At 36.3% G+C, this 23,305-nt stretch carries 20 protein-coding genes and 2 tRNA genes; 9 read left to right on the plus strand and 13 right to left on the minus strand.

The window, feature by feature from the left end; genetic code table 11:
* Positions 1-94: 94 nt before the first annotated feature.
* Positions 95-1,318: a PQQ-dependent sugar dehydrogenase gene (locus tag ABJ974_RS00520; RefSeq protein WP_419869445.1), complete on the plus strand. Its 1,224-nt coding sequence runs from the start codon at positions 95-97 to the stop codon at positions 1,316-1,318.
* 40 nt (positions 1,319-1,358) lie between these two features.
* Here ABJ974_RS00520 and ABJ974_RS00525 read toward each other — a convergent pair whose 3' ends face one another.
* The 5 genes from ABJ974_RS00525 to ABJ974_RS00545 all read right to left on the minus strand — a co-directional run bounded on the left by ABJ974_RS00525 (position 1,359) and on the right by ABJ974_RS00545 (position 6,196).
* Positions 1,359-2,735 carry a tryptophanase gene (locus ABJ974_RS00525; RefSeq protein WP_419869446.1) on the minus strand — a complete coding sequence of 459 codons (1,377 nt, stop codon included), beginning with the start codon at positions 2,733-2,735 and terminating at the stop codon, positions 1,359-1,361.
* A gap of 84 nt (positions 2,736-2,819) precedes the next feature.
* Positions 2,820-3,437 carry a DUF502 domain-containing protein gene (locus ABJ974_RS00530; protein ID WP_419869447.1) on the minus strand — a complete coding sequence of 206 codons (618 nt, stop codon included), beginning with the start codon at positions 3,435-3,437 and terminating at the stop codon, positions 2,820-2,822.
* Positions 3,438-3,447: 10 nt separating this feature from the next.
* Positions 3,448-4,026 carry a MiaE family protein gene (locus ABJ974_RS00535; protein ID WP_419869448.1) on the minus strand — a complete coding sequence of 193 codons (579 nt, stop codon included), beginning with the start codon at positions 4,024-4,026 and terminating at the stop codon, positions 3,448-3,450.
* 74 nt (positions 4,027-4,100) lie between these two features.
* Positions 4,101-5,189 carry an acyltransferase family protein gene (locus ABJ974_RS00540; protein ID WP_419869449.1) on the minus strand — a complete coding sequence of 363 codons (1,089 nt, stop codon included), beginning with the start codon at positions 5,187-5,189 and terminating at the stop codon, positions 4,101-4,103.
* Between the two features lie 119 nt (positions 5,190-5,308).
* Positions 5,309-6,196 carry a neutral zinc metallopeptidase gene (locus tag ABJ974_RS00545; RefSeq protein ID WP_419869450.1) on the minus strand — a complete coding sequence of 296 codons (888 nt, stop codon included), beginning with the start codon at positions 6,194-6,196 and terminating at the stop codon, positions 5,309-5,311.
* Between the two features lie 199 nt (positions 6,197-6,395).
* Here ABJ974_RS00545 and rplU point away from each other — a divergent pair, with 199 nt between their 5' ends.
* Entirely contained in the window at positions 6,396-6,986 is a 591-nt protein-coding gene (rplU, locus tag ABJ974_RS00550) for a 50S ribosomal protein L21 (RefSeq protein ID WP_419869451.1), read from the plus strand.
* 18 nt (positions 6,987-7,004) lie between these two features.
* A complete protein-coding gene (gene rpmA, locus ABJ974_RS00555) occupies positions 7,005-7,262 on the plus strand; it encodes a 50S ribosomal protein L27 (RefSeq protein ID WP_194739862.1) in 258 nt (85 codons plus the stop codon).
* A gap of 244 nt (positions 7,263-7,506) precedes the next feature.
* Here the strand turns inward: rpmA and ABJ974_RS00560 are convergent, their stop codons facing one another.
* Positions 7,507-10,038: a DUF5686 family protein gene (locus tag ABJ974_RS00560; protein WP_419869452.1), complete on the minus strand. Its 2,532-nt coding sequence runs from the start codon at positions 10,036-10,038 to the stop codon at positions 7,507-7,509.
* A gap of 692 nt (positions 10,039-10,730) precedes the next feature.
* Here ABJ974_RS00560 and ABJ974_RS00565 point away from each other — a divergent pair.
* Positions 10,731-11,504, plus strand: coding sequence for a helix-turn-helix domain-containing protein (locus ABJ974_RS00565; protein WP_419869453.1), 774 nt, complete (start codon positions 10,731-10,733; stop codon positions 11,502-11,504).
* A 676-nt stretch (positions 11,505-12,180) separates the two neighbouring features.
* Complete coding sequence (locus ABJ974_RS00570; protein WP_419869454.1) at positions 12,181-13,170, plus strand: hypothetical protein; 990 nt, start codon at positions 12,181-12,183, stop codon at positions 13,168-13,170.
* Positions 13,171-13,224: 54 nt separating this feature from the next.
* On the opposite strand, the gene ABJ974_RS00575 is transcribed toward ABJ974_RS00570, so the two are convergent.
* From ABJ974_RS00575 to ABJ974_RS00590, 4 genes are all read right to left on the minus strand, one after another.
* Positions 13,225-13,298, minus strand: a tRNA-Asn gene (locus ABJ974_RS00575).
* A 234-nt stretch (positions 13,299-13,532) separates the two neighbouring features.
* Positions 13,533-13,606: transfer RNA gene (locus ABJ974_RS00580), tRNA-Asn, on the minus strand.
* 71 nt (positions 13,607-13,677) lie between these two features.
* The gene (rseP, locus tag ABJ974_RS00585; protein ID WP_419869455.1) at positions 13,678-15,027 is read right to left on the minus strand and encodes an RIP metalloprotease RseP; all 1,350 of its coding nucleotides are present in this window, start codon (positions 15,025-15,027) and stop codon (positions 13,678-13,680) included.
* A 104-nt stretch (positions 15,028-15,131) separates the two neighbouring features.
* Positions 15,132-15,572, minus strand: coding sequence for a DUF6646 family protein (locus ABJ974_RS00590; RefSeq protein WP_419869456.1), 441 nt, complete (start codon positions 15,570-15,572; stop codon positions 15,132-15,134).
* Between the two features lie 100 nt (positions 15,573-15,672).
* On the opposite strand from ABJ974_RS00590, the gene ABJ974_RS00595 reads away from it, so the two are divergent.
* Positions 15,673-16,425: a nitrilase-related carbon-nitrogen hydrolase gene (locus tag ABJ974_RS00595; RefSeq protein WP_419869457.1), complete on the plus strand. Its 753-nt coding sequence runs from the start codon at positions 15,673-15,675 to the stop codon at positions 16,423-16,425.
* A gap of 402 nt (positions 16,426-16,827) precedes the next feature.
* The gene (locus ABJ974_RS00600; protein WP_419869458.1) at positions 16,828-17,679 is read left to right on the plus strand and encodes a hypothetical protein; all 852 of its coding nucleotides are present in this window, start codon (positions 16,828-16,830) and stop codon (positions 17,677-17,679) included.
* A 330-nt stretch (positions 17,680-18,009) separates the two neighbouring features.
* Here ABJ974_RS00600 and ABJ974_RS00605 read toward each other — a convergent pair whose 3' ends face one another.
* The 3 genes from ABJ974_RS00605 to ABJ974_RS00615 are packed head-to-tail and all read right to left on the minus strand — an operon-like array spanning position 18,010 to position 20,114.
* Positions 18,010-18,309, minus strand: a complete 300-nt coding sequence (locus tag ABJ974_RS00605; RefSeq protein ID WP_419869459.1) for a thioredoxin family protein — start codon at positions 18,307-18,309, stop codon at positions 18,010-18,012.
* Positions 18,310-18,319: 10 nt separating this feature from the next.
* Entirely contained in the window at positions 18,320-18,703 is a 384-nt protein-coding gene (locus ABJ974_RS00610) for a rhodanese-like domain-containing protein (RefSeq protein WP_419869460.1), read from the minus strand.
* 1 nt (position 18,704) lies between these two features.
* Entirely contained in the window at positions 18,705-20,114 is a 1,410-nt protein-coding gene (locus ABJ974_RS00615) for an MBL fold metallo-hydrolase (RefSeq protein WP_419869461.1), read from the minus strand.
* 310 nt (positions 20,115-20,424) lie between these two features.
* On the opposite strand from ABJ974_RS00615, the gene ABJ974_RS00620 reads away from it, so the two are divergent.
* On the plus strand, positions 20,425-21,951 hold the full coding sequence (locus tag ABJ974_RS00620) for a helicase HerA-like domain-containing protein (RefSeq protein WP_419869462.1): 1,527 nt from the start codon (positions 20,425-20,427) through the stop codon (positions 21,949-21,951).
* Positions 21,952-22,040: 89 nt separating this feature from the next.
* Positions 22,041-23,264, plus strand: coding sequence for a 3'-5' exonuclease (locus ABJ974_RS00625; protein WP_419869463.1), 1,224 nt, complete (start codon positions 22,041-22,043; stop codon positions 23,262-23,264).
* The last annotated feature ends 41 nt before the right edge of the window (positions 23,265-23,305 follow it).

Consider the following 23,305-nt stretch of genomic DNA (forward strand, 5'->3'; position numbering starts at 1 on the left):
ACTATTAGGGAGTTTTATTTTGAATAATTTATATTTAATATGCTTTATGGCATTATTTTTCCACTCATTCTAACTAAATTTTAATTCTAAGACTATGAAATTCAACTTTTTTTACGGATCAGCTTTAGCGGTCTTTTTAATATTATCGTCGTGCCATAAGAATAATGCAAATGCCCAGCAGCAGAAAACGGGGACTGACGGAAGTGTGGAAACGGAAAAGCCTAATTCTGATTACAAACCTGCATTCGCAGGACAGACTCGTATAAAGGCTGTTAAAACTACAGCTCCCTATAAAGTGGAGATCATTAGTGAAGGTTTGGGAAAACCTTGGGGAATTATTAATTTACCTGACGGACGATTTCTCATCACGGAAAAAACAGGATTCATGAATGTTGTTTCAAGCGATGGAAAGCAGGTTACTAAAATTTCAGGATTTCCAAAAGTAGACTCCAGAGGACAGGGAGGAATGCTGGATGTGACTTTAGATCCCGATTTTAAAAATAATAATATCATCTATTTCAGTTTTTCGGAACCTTTTGGAAAAGGAAATTTAACCTCAGTTGCCAAAGGAAATCTATCTGCTGATCTTAAAAAAATAGAAAATGTAAAAGTGATTTTCCGTGCAGAGCCGTCGTATGATGGTAAATTGCATTACGGAAGCAGGCTTGCATTCGATAAAGATGGCTATTTATTTGTAAGCACAGGAGAAAGGTCAGATAAAGTTACCCGTGCCCTGGCACAGAAAACTGATAATTATTTGGGTAAAATACTAAAAATAACCAAGGATGGAAAGCCGGCTCCTGGAAATCCATTTATCGGAAAAGAAGGATTTAAGCCGGAAATTTATGCTTACGGAGTAAGAAATCCACAGGGAATGGCTCTGGATCCCAACGGAAATCTTTGGGATGTGGAAATGGGACCTAAGGGAGGAGATGAAATCAATTTCATTCAAGCCGGTAAAAATTACGGATGGGGTGATGTGACCTATGGAATTGAATATTCTGGTGAGAAGGTAGGACAGGGGATCACCCAGAAAGCAGGAACGGAACAACCGGTTTATTATTGGGATCCTGTGATCTCTCCAAGTGGGGTTACTTTTTACACAGGTAATATGGAGGAATGGAAAAATAATCTTTTTATAGGATGTTTAAGCGGAGAGCATATCAACAGGATTGTAATGAAAGATAACAAAGTAGTGGGAGAGGAACGTCTTCTGGTGGATCAAAAAGAGAGATTCCGGGATGTTCTGGATGGCTCGGACGGAAATCTGTATGCCGTAACCGATAGCGGAAAACTGTATAAGATATCAAAACAATAAAAAATAAAAGCTCCTGAAAATCCAGGAGCTTTTTTATGCTTTAAGCTTCTTCAAGCTGTACAGTAAAATGTCTTAATATTTCAGGTTCCCAGGTAATCTGGTAACCCCTTGTTATTTCATTCCTTCTTTCGTAAACATTTTTAATTGCCGCCGCTATGTAATCCATATGGTTATTGGTGTAAGTTCTTCTTGGTATAGCCAGGCGTACCAGTTCCAGTTTAGGATAACGGTTTTCTCTCGTCTGCGGATCCCTGTCTGCCAATAAGGTTCCGATTTCTACCGTCCTGATCCCTGCTTCCTTATAAATTTCAAGACCCAATGTCTGAGCCGGAAATTCTTCACGGGAAACATGGGGAAGGAAATGCAATGAATCGATGAAAACAGCATGTCCGCCAATAGGTTTCTGAACCGGAATCCCATATTCAATAAGCTTATTTCCCAAATATTCCACCTGGGAAATTCTCGCTTCCAGATAAGCAAATTCCGTAGCTTCGTTAAGACCTACTGCCAATGCAGCCATATCTCTTCCTGCCATACCTCCATAAGTGATAAAGCCTTCATAGATAATGGTGAAGTTAGAGGCGGCACGGAAAATTTCCTTGTTATTTAAGGCTATAAATCCTCCGATGTTTACCAGTCCGTCTTTTTTTGAACTCATGGTCATTCCGTCACCATAAGAAAACATTTCCTTACAAATATCTTTAATGCTTCTGTTTTCCTGTCCTTTTTCTCTCTTTTTAATAAAATAGGCATTCTCTGCAAACCTTGCCGAATCAAAGAACACAGGAATCCCATACCGGTCGGAAAGTTCCTTTACTGCTTTCATATTTTCCAGGGAAACAGGCTGACCTCCAGAAGAATTACAGGTAATGGTTACCAGGCAAAACGGGATTTTCTCTGTAGGATAAATTTTGTAAATGTTTTCCAGCTTTTTCAGGCAGATGTTTCCCTTGAAGGGATGCAGGTCATTAATGTCAAAAGCCTCATCAATAGTACAGTCTACCGCATGGGCTTTTCTGATCTCAATATGTCCTTTGGTCGTGTCAAAATGAGAATTTCCGGGTACGATATCTCCATCTTTTATTAATGCGGAAAAAAGAACGTTTTCGGCAGCCCTTCCCTGATGTGTAGGAAGAAGATACTGATATCCTGTGATATTCTGAACCGTCTGTTGAAGTTGTTCAAATGACTGTGAACCGGCGTAGCTTTCATCACCGGTCATTAAAGCTCCCCATTGCCTGTCCGACATGGCTCCGGTTCCGGAATCTGTAAGCAGGTCGATGAAAACCTGTGAAGATTTAAGGTTAAATAAATTGTAATTAGCTTCTTTCAGCCATTTTTCTCTTTCTTCTCTTGTGGATTGATAAATTTCTTCAATCATTTTAATGCGGAAAGGCTCCGCGTAAGGCAAGTCCATGGATTGATATATTAGGTTGTTTTTAAAGAAAATTTAGCTTGAAATAATTTCAAATCATCAGTATTCAAAGGAATGAGCAGAAGATCATTCAGGAGCTTTAAATACATTTTCATCAGAGTGGAATCCGGCAACACCCCCGCTTACTGCAAATTTCATTGCGGAAGCTGCTGTCATCCCCACTACAGGTTTGATGTTTTTTTCTTCAGTAACAATTACCCAACCGGAAATAGCATACGAGTGGGGAAGATATACTGCAACATAATTATCTTTTCCTACGTCGGCCATCTCTTTCTGAGTAAGAAAACCTATTCTCCAGACTTCAGGATTTTCATTGGTTTTCACCCAAACAGGATCGTTAAATTTCTTTTTATCTCCTACAAATGAAGACATTACATCTTTGGTGGGAGAATATATATGTTTTATTCCCGGAGTTCTTTCCAGAAGGCTGTCCATTCTGTCGAAAAAGAATCGTCCTACTACAAATTTGTTTCCTAAATACCCAAGCAGGGCAGTAAGCATAATAGTTGAGACAAAAACGAGTCCCGGGATTTGTTTTGCCACCGAGGGAATAATATTGTCAATGGCTGTGATGATGTACCAAATGACAAAAATAGTAAGGCTTATAGGTCCAATAATTACCAGGCCCTGAAAAAAGTTTTTCAGGAAAGTACTGGTTATATTTTCAAAAGAAAGTTTTTTCAATTTGTATTTTTTATCCGTGTATGGTTTCTTTATTCCCGTAAGACTGGATGATTTGGGCTTCATATTCCAGCCATTCTTCCCAACGTTTATTTACTTTTTCAGGGTCTCCCAGAAGGCGGGCAAATCCGATAAAAGTGGTATAGTGATTGGCTTCGGATATCATCAGCTCTTTATAGAAGGTTTTAAGCTCTTCATCTTTAATGTTTTCGGTAAGAACTTTGAACCTTTCGCAGCTTCGTGCTTCTATCATGGCGGCAAAAAGCATTTTATCAATGATGAGCTCATCCCGGGATCCCTGTACAATAAACTTCATAAGATCATTTACATAATCATCTTTCCTTTGTCTTCCTAAGGCATAGCCCCTGTTTTTGATGATCTCATGAACCTGGTTAAAATGATCCAGCTCTTCCTGCGCAATAGCCAGAAGCTCAGTTACTATTTCGGGATATTCAGGTAACATGGTGATCAGTGAGATGGCATTAGTGGCAGCTTTTTGTTCACACCAAGCATGATCTGTTAAAATTTCTTCAATGTTTCCTTCTGCAATATTGGCCCACCTTGGATCGGTAGGGAGTTTCAACTTAAACATATTATAAATTTTTTGTAAATTTAAAATAAATTGAGATAAGAACAGTATTTTATTTTAAATTGCTCCGAGTCTCTCTAAGACGCTGTTTTCCGGCGCAAAAACTCTAAAATTTTCCAACCGGTGCTATCGACTTTTTTTAATGCTATGGCGATGAGGTAAGCCAGGATTATGTTGGCAATATAAATAATAATCATTAAGATCCACCAGGGAAGCTTATTATTCAACGGAACCACAATAAAATAAATAAGAGATGAGCTTATACCTTGTGCAAAGTAAAAGAAAATTGCATTTTTTCCGATAAATGTAATTAGATTTTCTTTGTTGATTTTCAGTCTGTTATAAAATACAAATAAGGTTACAATCGAAAATAAAGTCCAGATAATATAAGGGATTCGCGGAGGGAACTTCTGCTTACTGATTGTGTAGAAGATGTCATTTCCATAATACCAGAACATCCATACGAGAGCAGCGGCTACCAGTGCATAAAGGACCGGAATAATACGGGTAGGGATTTTTTTGCCCCTCATCCGGTTAGCTATTAAAAATAAACCCAGATAGAAAGCTACATATCCTACTTGCCCGGACGGATAATATTGTGGATAAATATTAAAAATAAGCGTGAGAACAATGCATAGTCCGATGAACCAGTTGATATGTTTTGGAAAAAACCTTAAAATTAACACCCCGAATACCGTAAGGATATAGTATACTTTCAGATACCAGAAACTACCCATTACCACAGGAAAGGTATCTGCATTCGTATATTGATGAAGGTACCAGTTTCCCAGGTTTTGCCATTGAGGAACATAGGAGATGCCGGAAGGGGTATATTTTGATCCAAAGGTGGAATAAAAATTTTGAAGCCATTCCAATGAAAAAACGCTTAGTCCGAATACTTTAAAGAAATAATCTGTAAAGAAAAGTACCGTTACAAAAATCATATAAGTGATTTGCAGTTTCAACAGGCGGTAGAAAGTTTTTTCAATATTGGATCCTGAAGTAATACCACTGAGGGCATAAAAAAGGGCCACATCAAAAACTAATGAAAACACCCTGACTTCCGTAGGAATATAAAATTGTCCGGACCAGAATGCGGTATGAATAAAAATGATGGAAAGAGTGGCCAGTCCTTTTGCAAAATCAATGTAAAGATCTCTGTTCATTAGTCGCTTATATGTGAGTTCAAAAGTAAATAAACTTTTGTGAATTATCATTTTATCTCACCAAAAAAAGAGGTAAAATCAATTTACCTCTTTCCTTAAATATAATGTGAAATGAATGTTTAAAGATTTTTATATTCTTCAGGAGATATTTCCCCATTATAGATTTTTCTCAGTTCATCCATGTATTTGCTCATGTAAGCGTCAATTTCAGGATTTCTTTGATTTTTACCCATTTTGTAGGTTCCGTTGAGGACTCCTTGATAATAATAGAAGAAATTGTAATCAAAGTCTGCTGCGGAAAGACTGTATTCCCCGAGAAGGAATCCTAAACGTACTGCAGATCTTCTTTGTGGAGGTGTACCATGGTGGCTTGGATTAGTGGTTGAGTAATCTCCAATGCTTTGTGCAAATTCGTAAGCGGCAGCAATTTCGGAGAAGTTGGTTTTGTTATAACCATTGGGTCTTCTCAGATAATAGCCTGCAAAACCGTCTGCTTCCAGCTCATTGGGTCTTGCGGTGGACTCATTTACCGTCGGCAACCCATATGCGTATTGAAGCTGATGACCGTATTCATGGGCGAGAATCATGGCATTTACAATGTCTCCACCTTTATTTTTTGCATCGGCGTAGATAGCATATCCATAATAAATCCTTCCGTTGGAATACGAAATGGCGTTGTAGGTGGAGCTGGGATTGGATGGATCATCTACGAATCTCAACAGAGGAGCGCTTCTTCCCCACATGGCCGCATTTTTACTCATCTGGGAAGTCATAAAATTGGTGTCAGCTGTAGTGGAAAGTGTTGTTTTCAGAACCGCTGTGGAAGACCAGTAGGCATCTACATAGGAACAGGATTTTTCCAGTTCTCCGGGCTGTTCGATTTTTGCGCTTTCGGATAAGGATTGGGGTGCTACAGAATTGTCTGTTAAGGAATCATCATTACATGCTGACAAGGAAAATGCAGCAACTGCTCCTGCTATTAAGCAGAACTTAAAGTTTCTTTTCATATAAAATATTTTTGGTGTGTGAATACGAACTTATAAAAAATTATATTAATTCACTATTTTTTGGTTTAAAAAAAATATTCATAGCATAGTGAATTTTATAAAACCCGGAATTAAGTTAAAAAATTATAGTGTTGGTTTTAAGGTATATGGAAAATAATTCATATATTTGCACCTCGAAATAATTAAAAATTTATAAACAATGTTTGCAATTGTAGAAATAGCAGGGCTTCAATACAAAGTTGAGCAAGACCAGAAGTTGTTTGTAAACCGTTTAAAAGGAGATAAAGGAGGGAAAGTTTCTTTCGATAAAGTTCTTCTTACTGTAAACGGTTCAATCACTGTAGGCGCCCCGGCTGTAAACGGTATCACTGTGGAAGCAGAGATCTTAGACCATGTAAAAGCTGATAAAGTAATCGTTTTCAAAAAGAAAAGAAGAAAAGGTTACGCAGTAAAAAATGGACACAGACAATCTTTAACTCAAATTCAAATCACAGGAATCACTGGTTTTGAAGGTGGAGCTGCGAAAAAGTCTGCTAAGAAAGAAACTGCTAAAACTGAAACTAAGTCAGAGGTTCTTTCAGACAATGCGACTGTTAACTTTGGTGAGGATCATGAATTGAACTATCACTTAAAGAAGCACAGTCTGTCTCAGTCTAAAGATAACAGAGAGACTTTAACAGTTCTTGGAAAAGAACTTAAAGAAGAATTAGGGAAAAATGTTCTTACGCATGAAGATGTAGATGCACTTATCGTTAAGAATATTGCTCAATTTAAAGAACTTAAGAAATAATAATAATCCAATAATAAAATGGCACACAAGAAAGGAGTCGGTAGTTCCAAAAACGGTAGAGAATCTCACTCTAAGAGATTAGGTGTGAAGATTTTCGGAGGGCAAGACGCTATTGCCGGAAATATTATTGTTAGACAAAGAGGTACGCAACACCACCCAGGAGATAACGTGGGAATCGGTAAAGACCACACTTTGTTTGCTTTAGTAGACGGTAAAGTAGTTTTCAGAAAAAAAGCTAACAACAGATCTTTCGTATCTGTAGAACCAAACGCATAATATTTAGCGTTTTATAAAAAATAAAAGCCTCAACATTCGTTGAGGCTTTTTGTATGTAATTGTCCCGTCCTGAAATAAGTTGATTTACTGTCAACCTATTTTAGGATGACTCATTATTTTATCTTATCTGAAGTAAGACATGTGCTTTGTTGTTGAATCACTTTGATTAGCTCCTAACAGCAGAATAAAAAAGAGAGACTTATTTAATCTCTCTTTGTATTTTCTTAATATTGATTTAACCCAATTAAAATCCAAACTGGAATCCCGCTTTTACCCCAAATTTAGAGATATCAGGACGGTCTAGATAGTTTCCCCTCCAGTTGAAGTCTACACGGAAAATCCTCAGGTTTCCCAATCCGATATTTTCTATACCGAATCCATATTCATAATAGATATGCTCATCAGGTGCTGAATATTTGTAGCCTTCCACATTAATATTTTTAGCAGCATCGCTCAATGTACCATATGCTCCCCTGATGAAAGCTACTTCCCTCAGCTTAAGCTTTTTGATAAGAGGGATATAGGAAAGTATCTTTCCGTTAAAATGGTGTTCCAGGTGTAAGGTTGTATAAGTGTCCGCCACAAATTCATAATAATTAAGCTGAGCAAATGTATTGGCAGCCAAACTGTAAGACTGGTTGCCGGGGATGATATTCTGGAGTGCAAGAGGAACCGTATCAAAGTTTTTTCCTGCTTCAAAATTGATTAATGTTTTTCCCCAGCTTCCTATTAAGACAGGCTTATAAAACATAAACTGAAGTTTATTGTAATTATAATCGGCATTGAATAAACCTTCTATTCCGCGTGTATATTTCAGGACAATGGTAGGCGCTAATGTTCCGTGCTCATGACGGTCAAGACCAGTCTGGGAATACTTGGCTCCCGGTCTTGCAATAAGGCTTAAGGTAACATGCGAATCATTCACTGTTTTTCTAAGGCTTCCGTTCTTATAATACATCAGGCTAAAACCTTCCGGATTGGCGGATTTAATACTTTGCATAGTTCCGTCTATTCTCACCTGAAAGTTTTTCCATGGCTCAATAGAAGTGAATATGTTGGTTTGGTTTACTGAGCTTAAGGAGGCGTTTTCTCCCCTTGCAAAAACAGTAGAAGAAGCAAAGGAACGGGACATGATACCATCGTCGGTAGTAAGCTGTACTCCCAGCTGCATAACGTCTCTTCTGTTTCCGGCACCTATCATGAACCTGTTTACCCTGTTAAACATATAGCGTCCTTCCACCCCATATTTGAATTGCTGATCCTTAAACCCGTAGGCTGTATAAAACTGAATTCTCCATGGATCATTACGTGTGAAATAAGTTCTTGCTCCTAATCGGATTCTGTTTCCTTCCACATCATTGGTGCCATATATGGAGTATATACTTCCAAGGTCAATTCCTTTCGTAATATTATAGTAACCCGAGCCTAGCGTTTCATAAAGCTTTACTATTCTGTTGAATTTTGGGGTTTGCTGAAGCTTGTCCAGCATATCATATACTCCTTGCTCCGTTTTGGAAAGGGAGTCAGGTCTTGCTTTTACCCAATATGCATCATCTTTATCTACAAAGCTATCGTCATATTCTTCTTCCTTCCGGGTAAACACTGAAGCTTCAACAGGTTTGTTAAATTCGTATGCAGAATAGTCTACGGATCTTTTAGCAATAATGATGCTTTTGGCTTTTTTACTCTTGGAAAAGGGGGCCATTTCTATTTCTGTAACAAACTTCTTGGGAAGAAATGTTTCATCGTCGGGGTTGTCGTATTCCAGTTCAGTGGAGATCCCGTTAATAAAATTGACATTTATCTTTTTGGTGGATTTAAGAGTGGCTCCTAATACGGCATAATTATCCGTGTCAATGTAAAGATATCCCTGAAATGCAAGAACCTCGGTTCTTTTAGGCATATATCTTATTTTATAGGCATCCTGCCCTCGTATGCTGATCGTATCTATAAGATTATAGTCATAGGTACTGAACCCATCTGTTCCAACCGGACTTGGAAACCCTATGTCAAAATAATTGAGGGTGTTGTCGTAGATATTGATATCTCGATAGAGGTTTTTCGCGGTGAGAGTTACAATTTGATTATCCTGAAATCCGGAGGTCTTTTGTGCGACAAGAAGTCTTTTGGTTTTCTTCCGGGGCTTATTTTCACCATAATTTTCATAAATGGCTTCATTTAAGAAGATGGGAAGTGCCATTTTACCATTGGCGGTAGAGTCTGCATAGTCAAAAATAAAATCAAGCTTATTAAAAACTTTTTTACTCATGAATGCACTATCCAGGTTATTGGCATCAAACTGAATTTTTTCATATTCCTTGAAAGTGTAGGTGTTAAACTTATCCAGTCCGTTATTTCTTTTTCTCTTCCATACCTGCTGCATAATAGCGTAAGCAGGATTTTCCTTTTTGTTTTTGTATTTGGGCTTTTCGTTATGTATTACAACTTCCTGGATGTCACCTACCTTTTCCGGGGAGAGTTTAATGATAAGATTGTCTGTGTTATCCGGGCTGATATCAATGCTTTCCAGGCTGTAATTTTTTCTTAGAAATTTTAATTTATAAATAATGGTATCGGAGGATACTGTAAAACTGCCGTTAGTAGTTGTTAAGTAGGCCTGGTTGCTGTCATTGATGAAAATTTCCACACCGGAAACTTCTTTGTGGGTTTTACTGTCTAGAATTTTACCGCTCGCTGAATTCTGAGCATAAAAAAAGCCTGAAATAAAAAGAGTAAAATAGGCGAAATAATATTTAAAATACTGGTTTGACATCATTTGTTTCTTCGAACGTTTAGCATAAACAAAAAGCGTGCTGTTTATACAAAAAAACTGTTTTTTCTATTAAAAAAAATAACATACAAATGTATCAAAAAATAGCATTATTACAATAAGACACTTTTATACTTATAAACCTAATAACGATTTTGTCCGGATTCTATTATGTGTTAAACAAAATGTTTTTAAAATACTCTTTGCTTCTTTACAATTTATTTAAAAAATATAACCGGGAATATTTGTTGATTGATCAATATTTCGCCTATATGTTTTATGGGTTTCATTTGATTATTAAGTTTTCACGAAAATTATAAATCAAAATAGGAATCAGAGGTTAAAATATTGAATATTTAAAGTTAAAAAAAATATATAATTTTGCGCCCTTTATTGAATTTTTTAGTGAAACCGTTATTTTTTTATTTGTATTTCTTGTTATTGGGTTTCGCTGGTGTAATCTTTTAACTTTAGTTAGAATTATGGAGAGGTTTTTGGAAATTAAAGAAATTGATTTACTTAAGCGTCAGCTTATTAAAAATTACATTTATTTAAAGCTTTTTATATTAGGGACTCACGCCTTTATTTTTTATTTTCTGGCTGAAAATCCCAGGTTTTCTTATTATTCATTTCTTTATTTCTGTATTATTGCTTATACATGGCTTTTAATAAAGAAGAATTATAACATTAAAGCCTTCGTGCATTTCTATTTCATAATAGGAATCATTTTTCGTTTCATTATCATTTCGAGCCTTTGGAAATATTCTATGGCCAGTGGGATATGGCTTTTCCCTGTTATTTTGGGTGCTTATATCTTTCTTGAAAAAAAATATGTCTATATCTATACCGGAGTTATTCTGACAGGAATGCTCCTGATCAATTTTTTATCGGATCAGTTTACGATTTACCATTTGGAATTTGATACCTGCCGGCAAATGATTTTATCGGATTCCTTTATTTTTATTTCCAATATTTCTGTTTTCTGTCTTTTACTTTATTACAGGGATAAGATTATTAATGTACAGAATACTTACTGTACAGAATACATGATAGAATCCGAAAAATGTAACCTGTACAAAAAGGAAAGTTGTATGGATTATGAGGAAAGCAAAAAATATGAAAATATTTTTTTGGATATAAAAAGAGTGGTGGAAGATGGATGTTATTATGAAAATCCTGATTTTAATATTGCCCAGCTGGCTGCACTGCTGAAAATTAATACCGGCTATATTTCCAAGGCTATAAAAGTAAGCGGGTATGATAATTTCAATCATTATCTGAACAGCTGCAGGATAGAGCGTGTAAAAAAAATAATCAAAAAACAGGATTTCAATAAAATTACCATGATGTATGTATATACAGCTGCCGGCTTTTCCAATCAGTCAACTTTTAACAGGGCTTTTAAAAAAATCGAGGGAATTACTCCTTCCCAATATTTGAATTCACTGGAAGAGGTTAAAGGGAAAGAGTAATTGCTATTTTCCTGTCGGATAGATGACCTGTTTTTCTTTTTCGAGATTAAAAAAAGCAAACAAATGATTATTGAATCATGATGATGATAATCCCTTTTTAGGGATTTATCTCGTTTTCATTTGTGAGGAGAATCTCTTATGAGCTTGCTTTGATGTGGATTTTAGATAAAGTATGTAATAAATATTCTACAATATGTGAGATGTTTTTGATGAAATTGCAAATATTGGAATAAAATAATAAATAATTCCATTTTTAATGAGAGAGTTTAAAATGGTTTTACATTAAATTTGTCAATTGTAAATAAAGCATTAAGTGAAGTTTACTTTTCAGGTATTGTTATTTAATCAAGGTATTTTCCGATATTATATATCTTATATCTGCTATAAATGAAAAAAAACACAATTTTGTCATATGGAGTTTGTATTAAAATTAAGAAATTTAAATTGGTCTTATTTATTTAGTTTCCCTAAGCCAAATAATTATCGATTGACAGGGTATGCCTGTAATTCAAAATTATCGTGATTCTTCTTCTTTTTCCGGTAAATAAAGGTTTGATATTCATTTTAAGCTTGTTTACTTCCGTATTCCACCTCTAAATGTTATTTAACCTTATCTCACTAATGTTGTGATATTACTCTTATTAATCTTTAAGTTAATTAACATTCCATATTGCATATGAAAAAAAAAAATGAGTCTCAAATTAGGATACAGGTACTGAAGCATATACTGAAAAATATCCCAGAGAATGTTACTCCGGCTAGCTATCTTTCTGAAATCCTTTATATAAGTCTGGAATCGGCTTACCGGAGGTTGAGAGGTGAAGTTTCCTTTTCCGCTGAAGAGGTTATCCTTTTGTCACACAATTTAAACTTTTCTATTGATGAAGCATTTGAATTGAAAAAAGATCTTGCTGTTTTTAATCTGGACGGTAATTTACAGCAGAACACCAGCGAATTTCTTTATTCTGTTATTCGGATTTATGATGATTTTTTTAAAAGATCCCATCCTGCAAATGTTGAAAGTTTTTCCAGTGAAATTACCGGAAATCATTTACTTCATATATTTCTCCTTCTTTATAAAAATCTGTTCAAGTTTTTTTATTTTCAATGGGCAAGGCAGAAAAGCGAATTTCCTTCCTGTACAAAACTTTCGGAAATAAGTATTCCTGCCGATTTGGAGTCCCACAGGCTCAGTATTGTTGAAACGATGATGCACGCAGAAAATATAACTTACATTTTTGATAAAAATACCATTAACAGTACTGTGGACAGTATTATGTATTTTTTCAGACTGGGGCTACTGGATAAGGAAGAACTCATGCTGCTTAGCGAAGAGCTTTCCCTCCTGATTAGAAGGATTGAGGAGGAAGCAGCATCAGGCACCAATAAGATAGGGAACAAAAGGAATTATTATATAGCCAATCATGTAGATTCTAATACGATGTATAGTATTTATAATAATGTCCATGAATCATTTTTCTGGATGTATTCGGTGAGCCCCGTCCGGACCAATAATAAAAAAGTATGTGTGAACCATAAGGAATGGATTGAAACCTTAAAAAAATATTCTATTCCTATTTCAAAGGCGAATGAGTTTGCACGCTTTGAGTATATAAATACCCAACGGAGATATTTAAGTTCTCAAATGAAGTTTGAGTGTTCTTAGACTTTTATTAAATTAAAAATGGTTATAAGTAAACTTATAACCATTTTATTTTTGCTCCTCCTGCTGGGCTCGAACCAGCGACCCTCTGATTAACAGTCAGATGCTCTAACCAACTGAGCTAAGGAGGAATTTTTCTTTCTTTTTCAGTGGTGCAAATATAAAATGAATATTAATATCAAGCAAGTTTTTGTAAGTAATAATTTTAAGAATGCTTCATGGCTACTGGAAATTATTTATATTCATTGAAGTAATTGTATAGAGTTGATTTTTGAAATGATAAAGACGTGGTTTTAGAGTGGGTCCAAAGAAATAAATGGATGTTAACCATAAAAAAAGACCTACATTTCTGTAAGTCTTTTTTGCTCCTCCTGCTGGGCTCGAACCAGCGACCCTCTGATTAACAGTCAGATGCTCTAACCAACTGAGCTAAGGAGGAATGTCCTTTGTTTTTAAGTGGTGCAAATATAGGACGAATATTTATTACGCACAAATTTTTTATATGAAAAATTACAATTTTCCTGTAAAAATTTTAAAGATATCACTTCCGAAAATCAGTAACATTAAGCCTAACAGGAAGATAACTCCAATCATTTGAGCATTTTCCAAAACCTTTTGAGGAACAGGCTTTCCTACAATGATCTCGTATAATGTAAATAGAACGTGTCCACCATCCAATCCCGGAATCGGAATTAGATTAAGAAATGCTAACCAAACCGAAAACATCGCTGTAAAACTCCAGAATGCAGGCCAGTTAATAGCAAAGCTTCCGTCTGCTGCTTTATCTACCGGCATCGACTTCACAATAGCGATAGGTCCACCCACATTTTTATAGCCCTGGATTTTAGAATTAAACATGATTTTGAATTGTTTTACCTGCATGGTAAGTGCTTCTATTGTTCTCTGGAACCCTCTTGGAATAGATTCCCCGAAAGAGTATTTTTTATCGGTAATTAAATTACCTAAGTCTTTAGTATTAATTACCACGCCCAGTTTACCATTTTGGTCTACCGGAACAGAAAGTGTTTGCGCCGCATTATTTCTGATGATTTCCAGAGATACTGTTTTTCCTTTATTTTGATCCAATACGGTACTCACTTCATCAAAAAACGGAGTTTTCTGTCCGTTAATTCCTATAACTTTATCGCCTACAGCAAGCCCGGAGCTTTTGGATGTAGGAGTAGCTAAAGAATCTATGACCATAGGAATTCTTGGGGTGATATATAATTTGGCTTCTCTCTGTCTGATGACATCTGCAACGCCGGCTTCAGCAACCGGGAAAGAAATTTCCTTTCCGTCTCTTAGTACGGTAACACTGTTACTGAAAAGAATATTAATGGCGGAATTTTCTAATCTTTCAGCAGGTTTCCCGTCTATGCTGATGATTTTATCTCCATTTTGGAACCCCATTTTCTTACCGGCTTCCGTTACTCCGATTCCATTGTTGAATTTGGTAAGATCGGTATACATTTCACCATTAAAGAATGAAAGGCAGCTATAAATAAGCCATGCGAGAAAAAAGTTTACAGTAACTCCACCCAGCATAATAATAAGTCGCTGCCAAGCCGGTTTGGCTCTGAATTCCCATGGCTGAGCAGGCTGTTTAAGCTGTTCGGTATCCATGCTTTCATCGACCATTCCTGCAATTTTCACGTAACCCCCGAAAGGAAGCCATCCGATTCCGTATTCGGTTTCACCGATTTTTTTCTTCACTATAGAAAACCATGGATCGAAAAACAGGTAGAATTTTTCTACTTTAGTTTTAAACCATTTTGCGGGTAGAAAGTGTCCGAGCTCGTGGAGAACCACCAAGATAGAAATACTTAATATAAATTGAAAGATCTTGATTGCTAATTCCATTAATGTATTTTAGATATTAATTTGCAAAGGTAAGAATTATCAAAACTATGCCAAATAAAAAAGCCTCTCCAAAAGAGAAGCTTTGTCATATATCGTCTTTAATTTTATAAATTGAAAGATACACCAATGCTGCCATTGTTTCCCACTTCTGCAAATACCCCTATCTTATTGGTGAAATAATAACGGGCTCCAATATGAGCACCAATACCAAAATCTTTACCCAGGACTCCCACGTCAACACCAGGATAAATATCCCATTTCTCCGGCAGGTCCAACGCCTCTTTTAAATGAAAATTAAGCCTTCCGAAAATAAAAACACGATTATCTTTGTCATCATCTTTATATCCGCTAAAGTAAGCATTCAGTCCCGCTCCTACGGAAAGAAGCCTGTTCAGTCCGTAATCGTAAGTGCCCGTTACTCCTGTACCATATCCCCAGGCATTCAGCCCCAGCTGTACTTTCTGATCTCCTTTGCCGGTCCAGGCTTGTGCATTCACGGTACTCCCAAGTAAAACTACCATAAATGCAGAAATTAATTTCTTCATAAATTTCAATTTTGACATTATATTTAGAATCGTAAGCAGCAAAAATAACACCGAAACCAATTAAAAAATCGTATTTTTATATCATATTTGAAGAAAAATTATGATAATTACGGGATTAAACTTAGATATTGTCTGGAAAGACAAACATAAAAACTTTCAATTAATAGAAGATCAACTTAAAGATACGGAAGCAGACCTTTTTCTCCTTCCTGAAATGTTTGCCACAGGTTTTTGTATGGATGCCGCGGAGGTTTCGGACCGAAATGAAGAGTCTTTGGAGTTTCTGAAAAAAATAGCCCGAGAAAAAAATGCTGCCTTTGCCGGAAGTGCTCCTGTTGAATATTCCGGAGATTTTTTCAACCGGATGTATTTCGTTCAGCCTGATGGTGAATATGTTTACTATGATAAAAGACATCTTTTCTCCTTTTCCGGTGAAGATAAAGTGTATACTCCAGGAAAAGAGAGGGTTATAGTGAAATATAAGGGAGTCCGGTTTTTGCTGCAAGTCTGTTATGATTTGAGGTTTCCGGTTTTTGCCAGGAACAATGATGATTATGATGCTATTCTGTATGTGGCTAACTGGCCTGAAAAAAGAGTAGGAACCTGGGAACATCTTTTAAAGGCTAGAGCTATTGAAAATTTGTCCTATGTATTTGGGGTAAACAGAATCGGGACAGATGGGAATAATTTAGCTTATCCGGAAAGCTCTCATTTCTTTTTTGCAGACGGTAAAGAGCTTTCGGAGAAAAACGGAAGCCTGATTTCAGGTGAACTGAATATGGATGAGCTAAACTCATTCAGGAATCATTTTCAGTTTTTAAATGACAGGGACCATTTTTCTGTTCATCTATAAATGAATTATAATATTATGAAATAAACCAATACTCTTATTCATATTATATAAGAGTATTTTTTTGCTCCTTATCTCCCTGAGTGGAGGTTAATCCGGCTTTTTAAAATCTAACTATGATCATCCCTCCTTGCGATAATAATTTATGAGTTTTCCGCATGCTCATCATATAAACTTACACAGCATTTCAAAATTCCTCATTTCTCACTTTGGTGATATTTTCCGGATGCTTTGCTTTTTTAGATACTTATCTCTAACCTTTGGGGTTAATTATTGAATATATATGGATTAGGGTGAGCAAAATTTCAATTTAATGACAATATAAAACTTCCGATCACATTTAATGGCAAGAGAGGAAGGTGGGGCAAGCAGTAATTTTGTGCCAATAAAAATTAAATAGAAATTATGAAAAAAATCTTATTCGTATGTTTAATGTGTTTTTCTTTTATGAAAGCACAGGTGGTAATTAGCAATACCAATGATGGAAGTGAAATTCAAGCTCTAAAAGGGGCCTTACTTCAGGTGGGTAACCAAAATGTAAATTCTACTGAAATAACACCTGCCAATAAAGGATTAATAGTTCCTAGGGTAGAATTAGATACTGTGAAGGCTCTTAGCCCTTTAGTAGCTGTTGCGGATAGCTTAGGGCAGAACAAAATTCACTCTGGTATGTTGGTTTATAACTTAAAGGAAAGTGCCGGCCTTACTAAAGGATTATATTATTGGGATGGAAAACAATGGGCTAAAATGCTGGATACTCCACCTGCTGAAGACGGAAGGCTTGTTTCCGAAACACTTTTATTCTACAGTACCCTGAATGAATTGGGAGTGGAGAGTGGAGGAACGGTAAATAACCCGATCTACTTTTCAAAATATAATTTTACCATACCCGGAGGTGCTTTAATAGCTAATGATTCCAGTTATATAGACTATTTATTCAGATATTTCAGAACAGGAAACGGAATAGATTTATGGTGGGGAGTGATAAAATTCACAGATACACAAACAGGTGTTACTTTCACCTATTCGCTGCCGGGAAGTACGGAAAACCTGGAAACAGGAAAAATATTTTTTAATCAGGGAGAGGTTGAAGGAACCGGAAACCTATCCCTCGTTACAGCAGACGGAACTGAAACTGTAATGACGGGAATTACCGGTCAAAATGATATCGTTGTAAGCTTTGCATATTACACGGCGGGGCTTATCAATAAAGGAAATATGGACTACGCAAGATTTAACCTTGTACGTGTAGAATAAAAAATAAAAACATCAAAATTTATTACCGATAAATTTGTTCCTTTTTCTCTGTACATTTATTTCTATTTTAATAGTGTTGCCAAGTAATAAATTGGGCAGTAGAGTAGTCTTCAACATCATTAAATTTATTAATTGCATACTATTAATTAAAAATAAAATAAGGAGAAAGCTTAGGGAGACTTTCGAAAGATGGTCTCCTTTAATACTTTTTGTGGGGGACACCCAGTGGTCAGCTAATCCGGCTGCAGATCATACTTTGATACTAAGCTTTTCCCAGGCAGATGATAAAATGAATAAGAAAGACCTGTAAATAATACAGGTCCTTTTATTTTACTCATATTGTTTTAAAAGTTGGGTTAATGTGTTAACATCATGAACACCGCTTTCCTTCCATAGGAGTTCGCCATTTTTGAAAATAGCGAGAGTAGGTACGCCCCGGACTCCATATTGGGAAGCGATGGCAGGATATTGATCCACATCGACCTTAATAATTCTTGCCGCAGTTCCTACATTTTCCTTTACAGAGGTCAATACGGATGACTGCACTTTGCAGGGCTGGCACCAGGTGGCAAAAAAATCAATTAACACCGGTCTTTCAGAGTTAATGAGTTCCTGAAATTTTTGTGACATAGCTCTTATTTTATGGGTTATCAGAAGACTTTGTATGCTGAATGGCTTTTACATTTTTCCATGTAGTTCCATCATATACATGCTCTACTCCGTTCTTTTTTAATATTTCAATGGCTTTATCCGCCTGGATTCCTCTGTTGCAGAATACCACCACATTTTTTTGTTTTTTTAAGAAATCAATATTGTTTTCAATTTCCGCTAAAGGTATATTAACGGCATTATCAGCCGTTCCTTCCTTATATTGTTCCGGAATTCTTACATCCACCAATATCGTTTCGGAATTATTAACGATTTCTTTTATATCTGTCCTTGTTGTGTTTTCTGCAGTTGCAGATCTACAGGAGCCGAATATAAAAGAAGTGATAATCATAACTCCCCAAATGTTTTTTCTCATCTTATACGGTCTTGGACTGGCATACAAAATCTGAAATAGGAAGTTTCTCCGTTTTTTTGATTCCGTTGAAGCCGCCTTCCACTTCGGTGAAATTTCTTATCCCGTGGGAATTAAGGATGCTTGCTGCAATCATACTTCTGTAACCTCCTGCGCAATGAAGGAAAAAATGTTCCGAATTATCAATGGTACTGATCCAGTCGCTTATAAAATCCAATGGTTTATTATAGGCATTATCAATATGCTCAGCTGAATATTCCGTTAACTTACGAACATCGATTATCTTTGCTTCCTCGCTAAACTGCTCTGCAAATTCAGCCGGAGAAATTCTTTTAATCTCATCGGTTTCCTTATTGAGTTTTTTCCAGGCATCAAAACCACCTTTCAGATATCCTATCACATTATCAAAACCTACCCTGCTCAATCGGGTAATCACCTCTTCTTCGGTTCCTTCATCCGAAACAAGCAATATAGGATGCTTTACATCAACAATCATCGCACCTACCCAAGGAGCAAAATCACCTTTCAAACCGATATTGATGGAATTAGGGATATATCCTTTATGAAATTCCGCGGCATTTCGCGTATCCAGAATTAAAGCCTCCGAATCTCCTGCTATTTTTTCAAATTCCTCTACTGAAACAGGGTGAAGTCCTTTGTTCATTACGGAGTCAAAACTTTCATATCCTCCTTTATTCATGGCGGCATTCATTCCGAAATATTTTGGAGGAGCAGTTAATCCGTCCAGGACTTCTCTTATAAAAGAATCTTTGTCAGGCTGGTTAAGCGCATAATTGGTCTTTTTCTGATTACCTAAAATATCTACTGTTTCTTTCTGCATGTTTTTTCCACAGGCAGATCCGGCACCATGTCCGGGATATATGGTGATATTATCGTCTAAAGGAATTATTTTAGTCTGCAGGCTTTCATATAAAATACCAGCAAGATCTTCCTTGCTCAGGTTGGTTGCTTTTTGCGCCAGATCAGGACGGCCTACATCTCCTAAAAAGAGAGTGTCTCCTGTGAACATAGCCGTTTCTTTACCGTTTTCATCAATTAAAAGAAAAGTGCTGCTTTCCATGGTGTGACCTGGAGTATGCAAAACTTTTATTTTGACTTTTCCGATCTCAAAGATCTGGTTATCCTCAGCAATAGTGGCTTCAAAATTAGGAACAGCAGTAGGACCGTAAACAATTTTGGCTCCGGTTTTTTTGCTTAAATCCAGATGACCCGAAACAAAATCCGCATGAAAATGAGTTTCAAAAATATATTTTAAAGTAACATTATCCTTCTCCAAACGATCCAGATAGGGCTTTACCTCTCTTAAAGGATCAATTATAGCGGCTTCATTTTCTGATACAATATAGTAGGCTCCGTGAGCCAGACAACCTGTATATATCTGTTCGATTTTCATTGGGATCTATTTTAAAAATTCAGATAAAGATACAAAGTATTGGCTAAAAAGACTGCGGATTTTTAAATTGGAGCTCATAGCCGTTATCAATTATTAAATTCATATCAGGATTGAAATATGGTGTAACTATTTGATTGTCAATTTTAAAAAATACGATTTGTAAACCTGGTGAGATGATGCCTGTTTTTTATCATGTCAAAATAAAAGATTATGAGTATCTGAATAATAAATGTAAAGAAGAAAGAAACTTATCAGATAAAGGCATATATATTTTTCAAAAAATTTTATATTTATGAGTTAAAAAAATCGAATGGAAAATAAAACACAATTTATTGAAGAACTGAATGCAAGATACACTCCTAAGGGAGAGCATATTATATTAGGTAAAGGGATGCTGGATGGAGAAGTTGTTCCCGAAGTGAATGTTACGATCCCTCTAAAAACCATTAACAGGCACGGTCTTATTGCCGGAGCTACAGGAACAGGAAAAACCAAAACTTTACAGGTGTTTGCCGAACAGCTTTCCCATGCCGGAGTTCCTTCTTTGGTATTGGATATTAAAGGAGACTTTTCTGGAATCGCAGAGCCGGGAGAAATGAGCACCATGATATCGGAAAGATATGCGAAAACACAGCTTCCTTACCAGCCACAGGCTTTTCCGGTAGAATTAATGACCATTTCTGGAGAAAAAGGAGTAAAGCTGAGAGCAACGGTTACGGAATTCGGTCCGGTTTTGCTAAGTAAAATTCTCGGACTCAATGATACCCAGCAAAGCATCATGTCCATCGTCTTTAAATATTGTGATGATAAAGGATTACCGTTGATAGATCTTAAAGATCTTAAAAAAGTATTACAGTATGTAACCGATAATCCACAGGGAAAAGCTGAACTGGCAGCCGACTACGGATCCATTGCTTCTTCATCCCTCGGAGCTATTTTAAGATCCATTGTGGCACTGGAACAGCAGGGAGCGACCAGCTTTTTTGGAGAACTGAGCTTTGATGTCCAGGATTTACTTCAAGCCAGAGACGGAAAAGGAGTTGTTAATATTCTGAGAGTAGCGGATATTCAAAATAAGCCTCAGCTGTTTTCAACATTCATGCTTTCTCTTTTTGCAGAAATTTACATGACGTTCCCTGAAGAAGGGGATAGTGGGAAACCGAAACTTGTTTTATTTATAGATGAAGCGCATTTGATTTTTGATGAATCTTCCAAAGCTTTAGTTTCTCAGATTGAAACGATGGTCAAGCTGATCCGTTCCAAAGGAGTGGGAATTTATTTTATCACCCAGATTCCGGGAGATGTCCCTGAAAGTGTTCTTTCACAGCTGGGGCTTAAGGTTCAGCATGCTTTAAGAGGTTTTACGGCAAAAGATAAAAAAGAAATTTCCAAAGCGGTGGAAAATTATCCTACCACGGAATTTTATAATGCTTCAACACTTATTCAAAGTTTGGGAATAGGGGAAGCCTTTGTAACGGCATTAGATGAAAAAGGAATTCCAACACCTTTGGTTCATACTTACCTTATATCTCCTGAATCCCGAATGGATGTTTTAAACGAGACCGAAGTAAATGAACTGACGGGAAAATCCGCTCTGGTTGCCAAATATGAGCAGGAAATTGACAGGGAATCTGCCTATGAAATCCTGGTGAGCAGAATGGAACAGGCCGTGCAGACCGCTGCTCCTACCCAGAAAACGAGAACGGTAAAAGAAGAACCCGGTATGTTTGAACAGGTCTTACAAAGCAAAGCAGGAAAAACATTTACCAATACATTAATGAGGGAAGGGGCCAAAGCTATTTTGGGAATGTTCGGATTGGGAGGTAGAAAAAGATAAGCAGGATTTCTTAAAACATGGATTATTCTGAGGTTTCAGAAGATATTTTTAACATAAAATTTAGTATTTTAGCATACACAAAGATTTAAATGTATTCGATAATAGATATAGAAAGTAATGGTGCAGGATTTAGAAAAGAAAGCATTATTGATATAGCCATCTACCGATATGATGGTCAGAAGATTATTGATCAGTTTATTTCTTTAGTGAACCCGGAAAGTGATATTACTCCCTTTGTGCAGAAGCTGACGAATATAACCCCTAAAATGGTTAAGACAGCTCCGAAATTTCATGAAATTGCCAAAAGAGTAATTGAAATTACAGCCAATACCACATTAGTAGGCCATAATATAGACTTTGATTACCGGATGCTTCGCCAGTCTTTTAAAAGGCTTGGTTATGATTTCAAAATCAATACATTAGATACGATTCCTTTAGCTAAAAAACTGGTGCCGGATGAGGTAAGCTATTCTTTAGGGAAATTAGTGAAATCTCTGGGTATTCCTCTTACTAACCATCACAGAGCGGAGGGAGATGCGAGGGCAACTTTAGAACTATTCAGATTGCTGATATCCAAAGATACGAAAAATGAAATCATTCAGAAACAGCATGAAGAGAGCAATGCTAAAACGTATATCAATAAGATCAAAGAATTAACCCAGGATCTTCCTAATGAAAAAGGATTTGTTTATTTTCAGAATGAAGCGGGGAAAATAATTTTTTCAGATCATGTTCAGGATGTTAATAAATTCTCCAAAAAAGTATTTAATTCCAAATCTAAAAAATGGGAGGAAATACAGAGGGAGGTTGAGCAGATCAATTATGAACTTACCGGTACGGATATCATTGCCAAGCTCGTTATGAATTCCCGCAATATAAAAAAGAGGGAAGTGCTGCCATTCGGACTGTATTTTAGGAATAACAAATATCTTGTTGAAAAAAATAAGCTTAATAAACAGGAAAAGCCAATTCTTAAGTTCAGGTCTTTTACACAGGGAGTAAAAGCAGTACAGTTTATTACTAAGCAGGATGAATTCAAAGATGCTGAGGTTTTCAGAAAAAAAATAGAGCTTACCAAAAAAAATGAGCTCTTGCTGGGAACAGGCAGGAAGCTGGGTGAAAAACTATTCATTCTTATAGAAAACGGGAAAGTGGGAGCTTATGGTTTTTATGAGCTTTTTACCCAGATTCAGACTATGAGTAAAATTTCAAAACTTAAAATTGATTTGCCCCTACAGTCCGTGGATTTAAATAATGAATTGCAATTAGCTCTGCTTCGTGGTGATTTTGAGACACTACCATTACCAAAATAAAGTTTTGATTCCTTACATTTGTACTCTTAATAAAAAAAGAA

The sequence above is a fragment of the Chryseobacterium sp. CT-SW4 genome (assembly GCF_048572715.1).
Classification (GTDB): Bacteria; Bacteroidota; Bacteroidia; order Flavobacteriales; family Weeksellaceae; genus Chryseobacterium.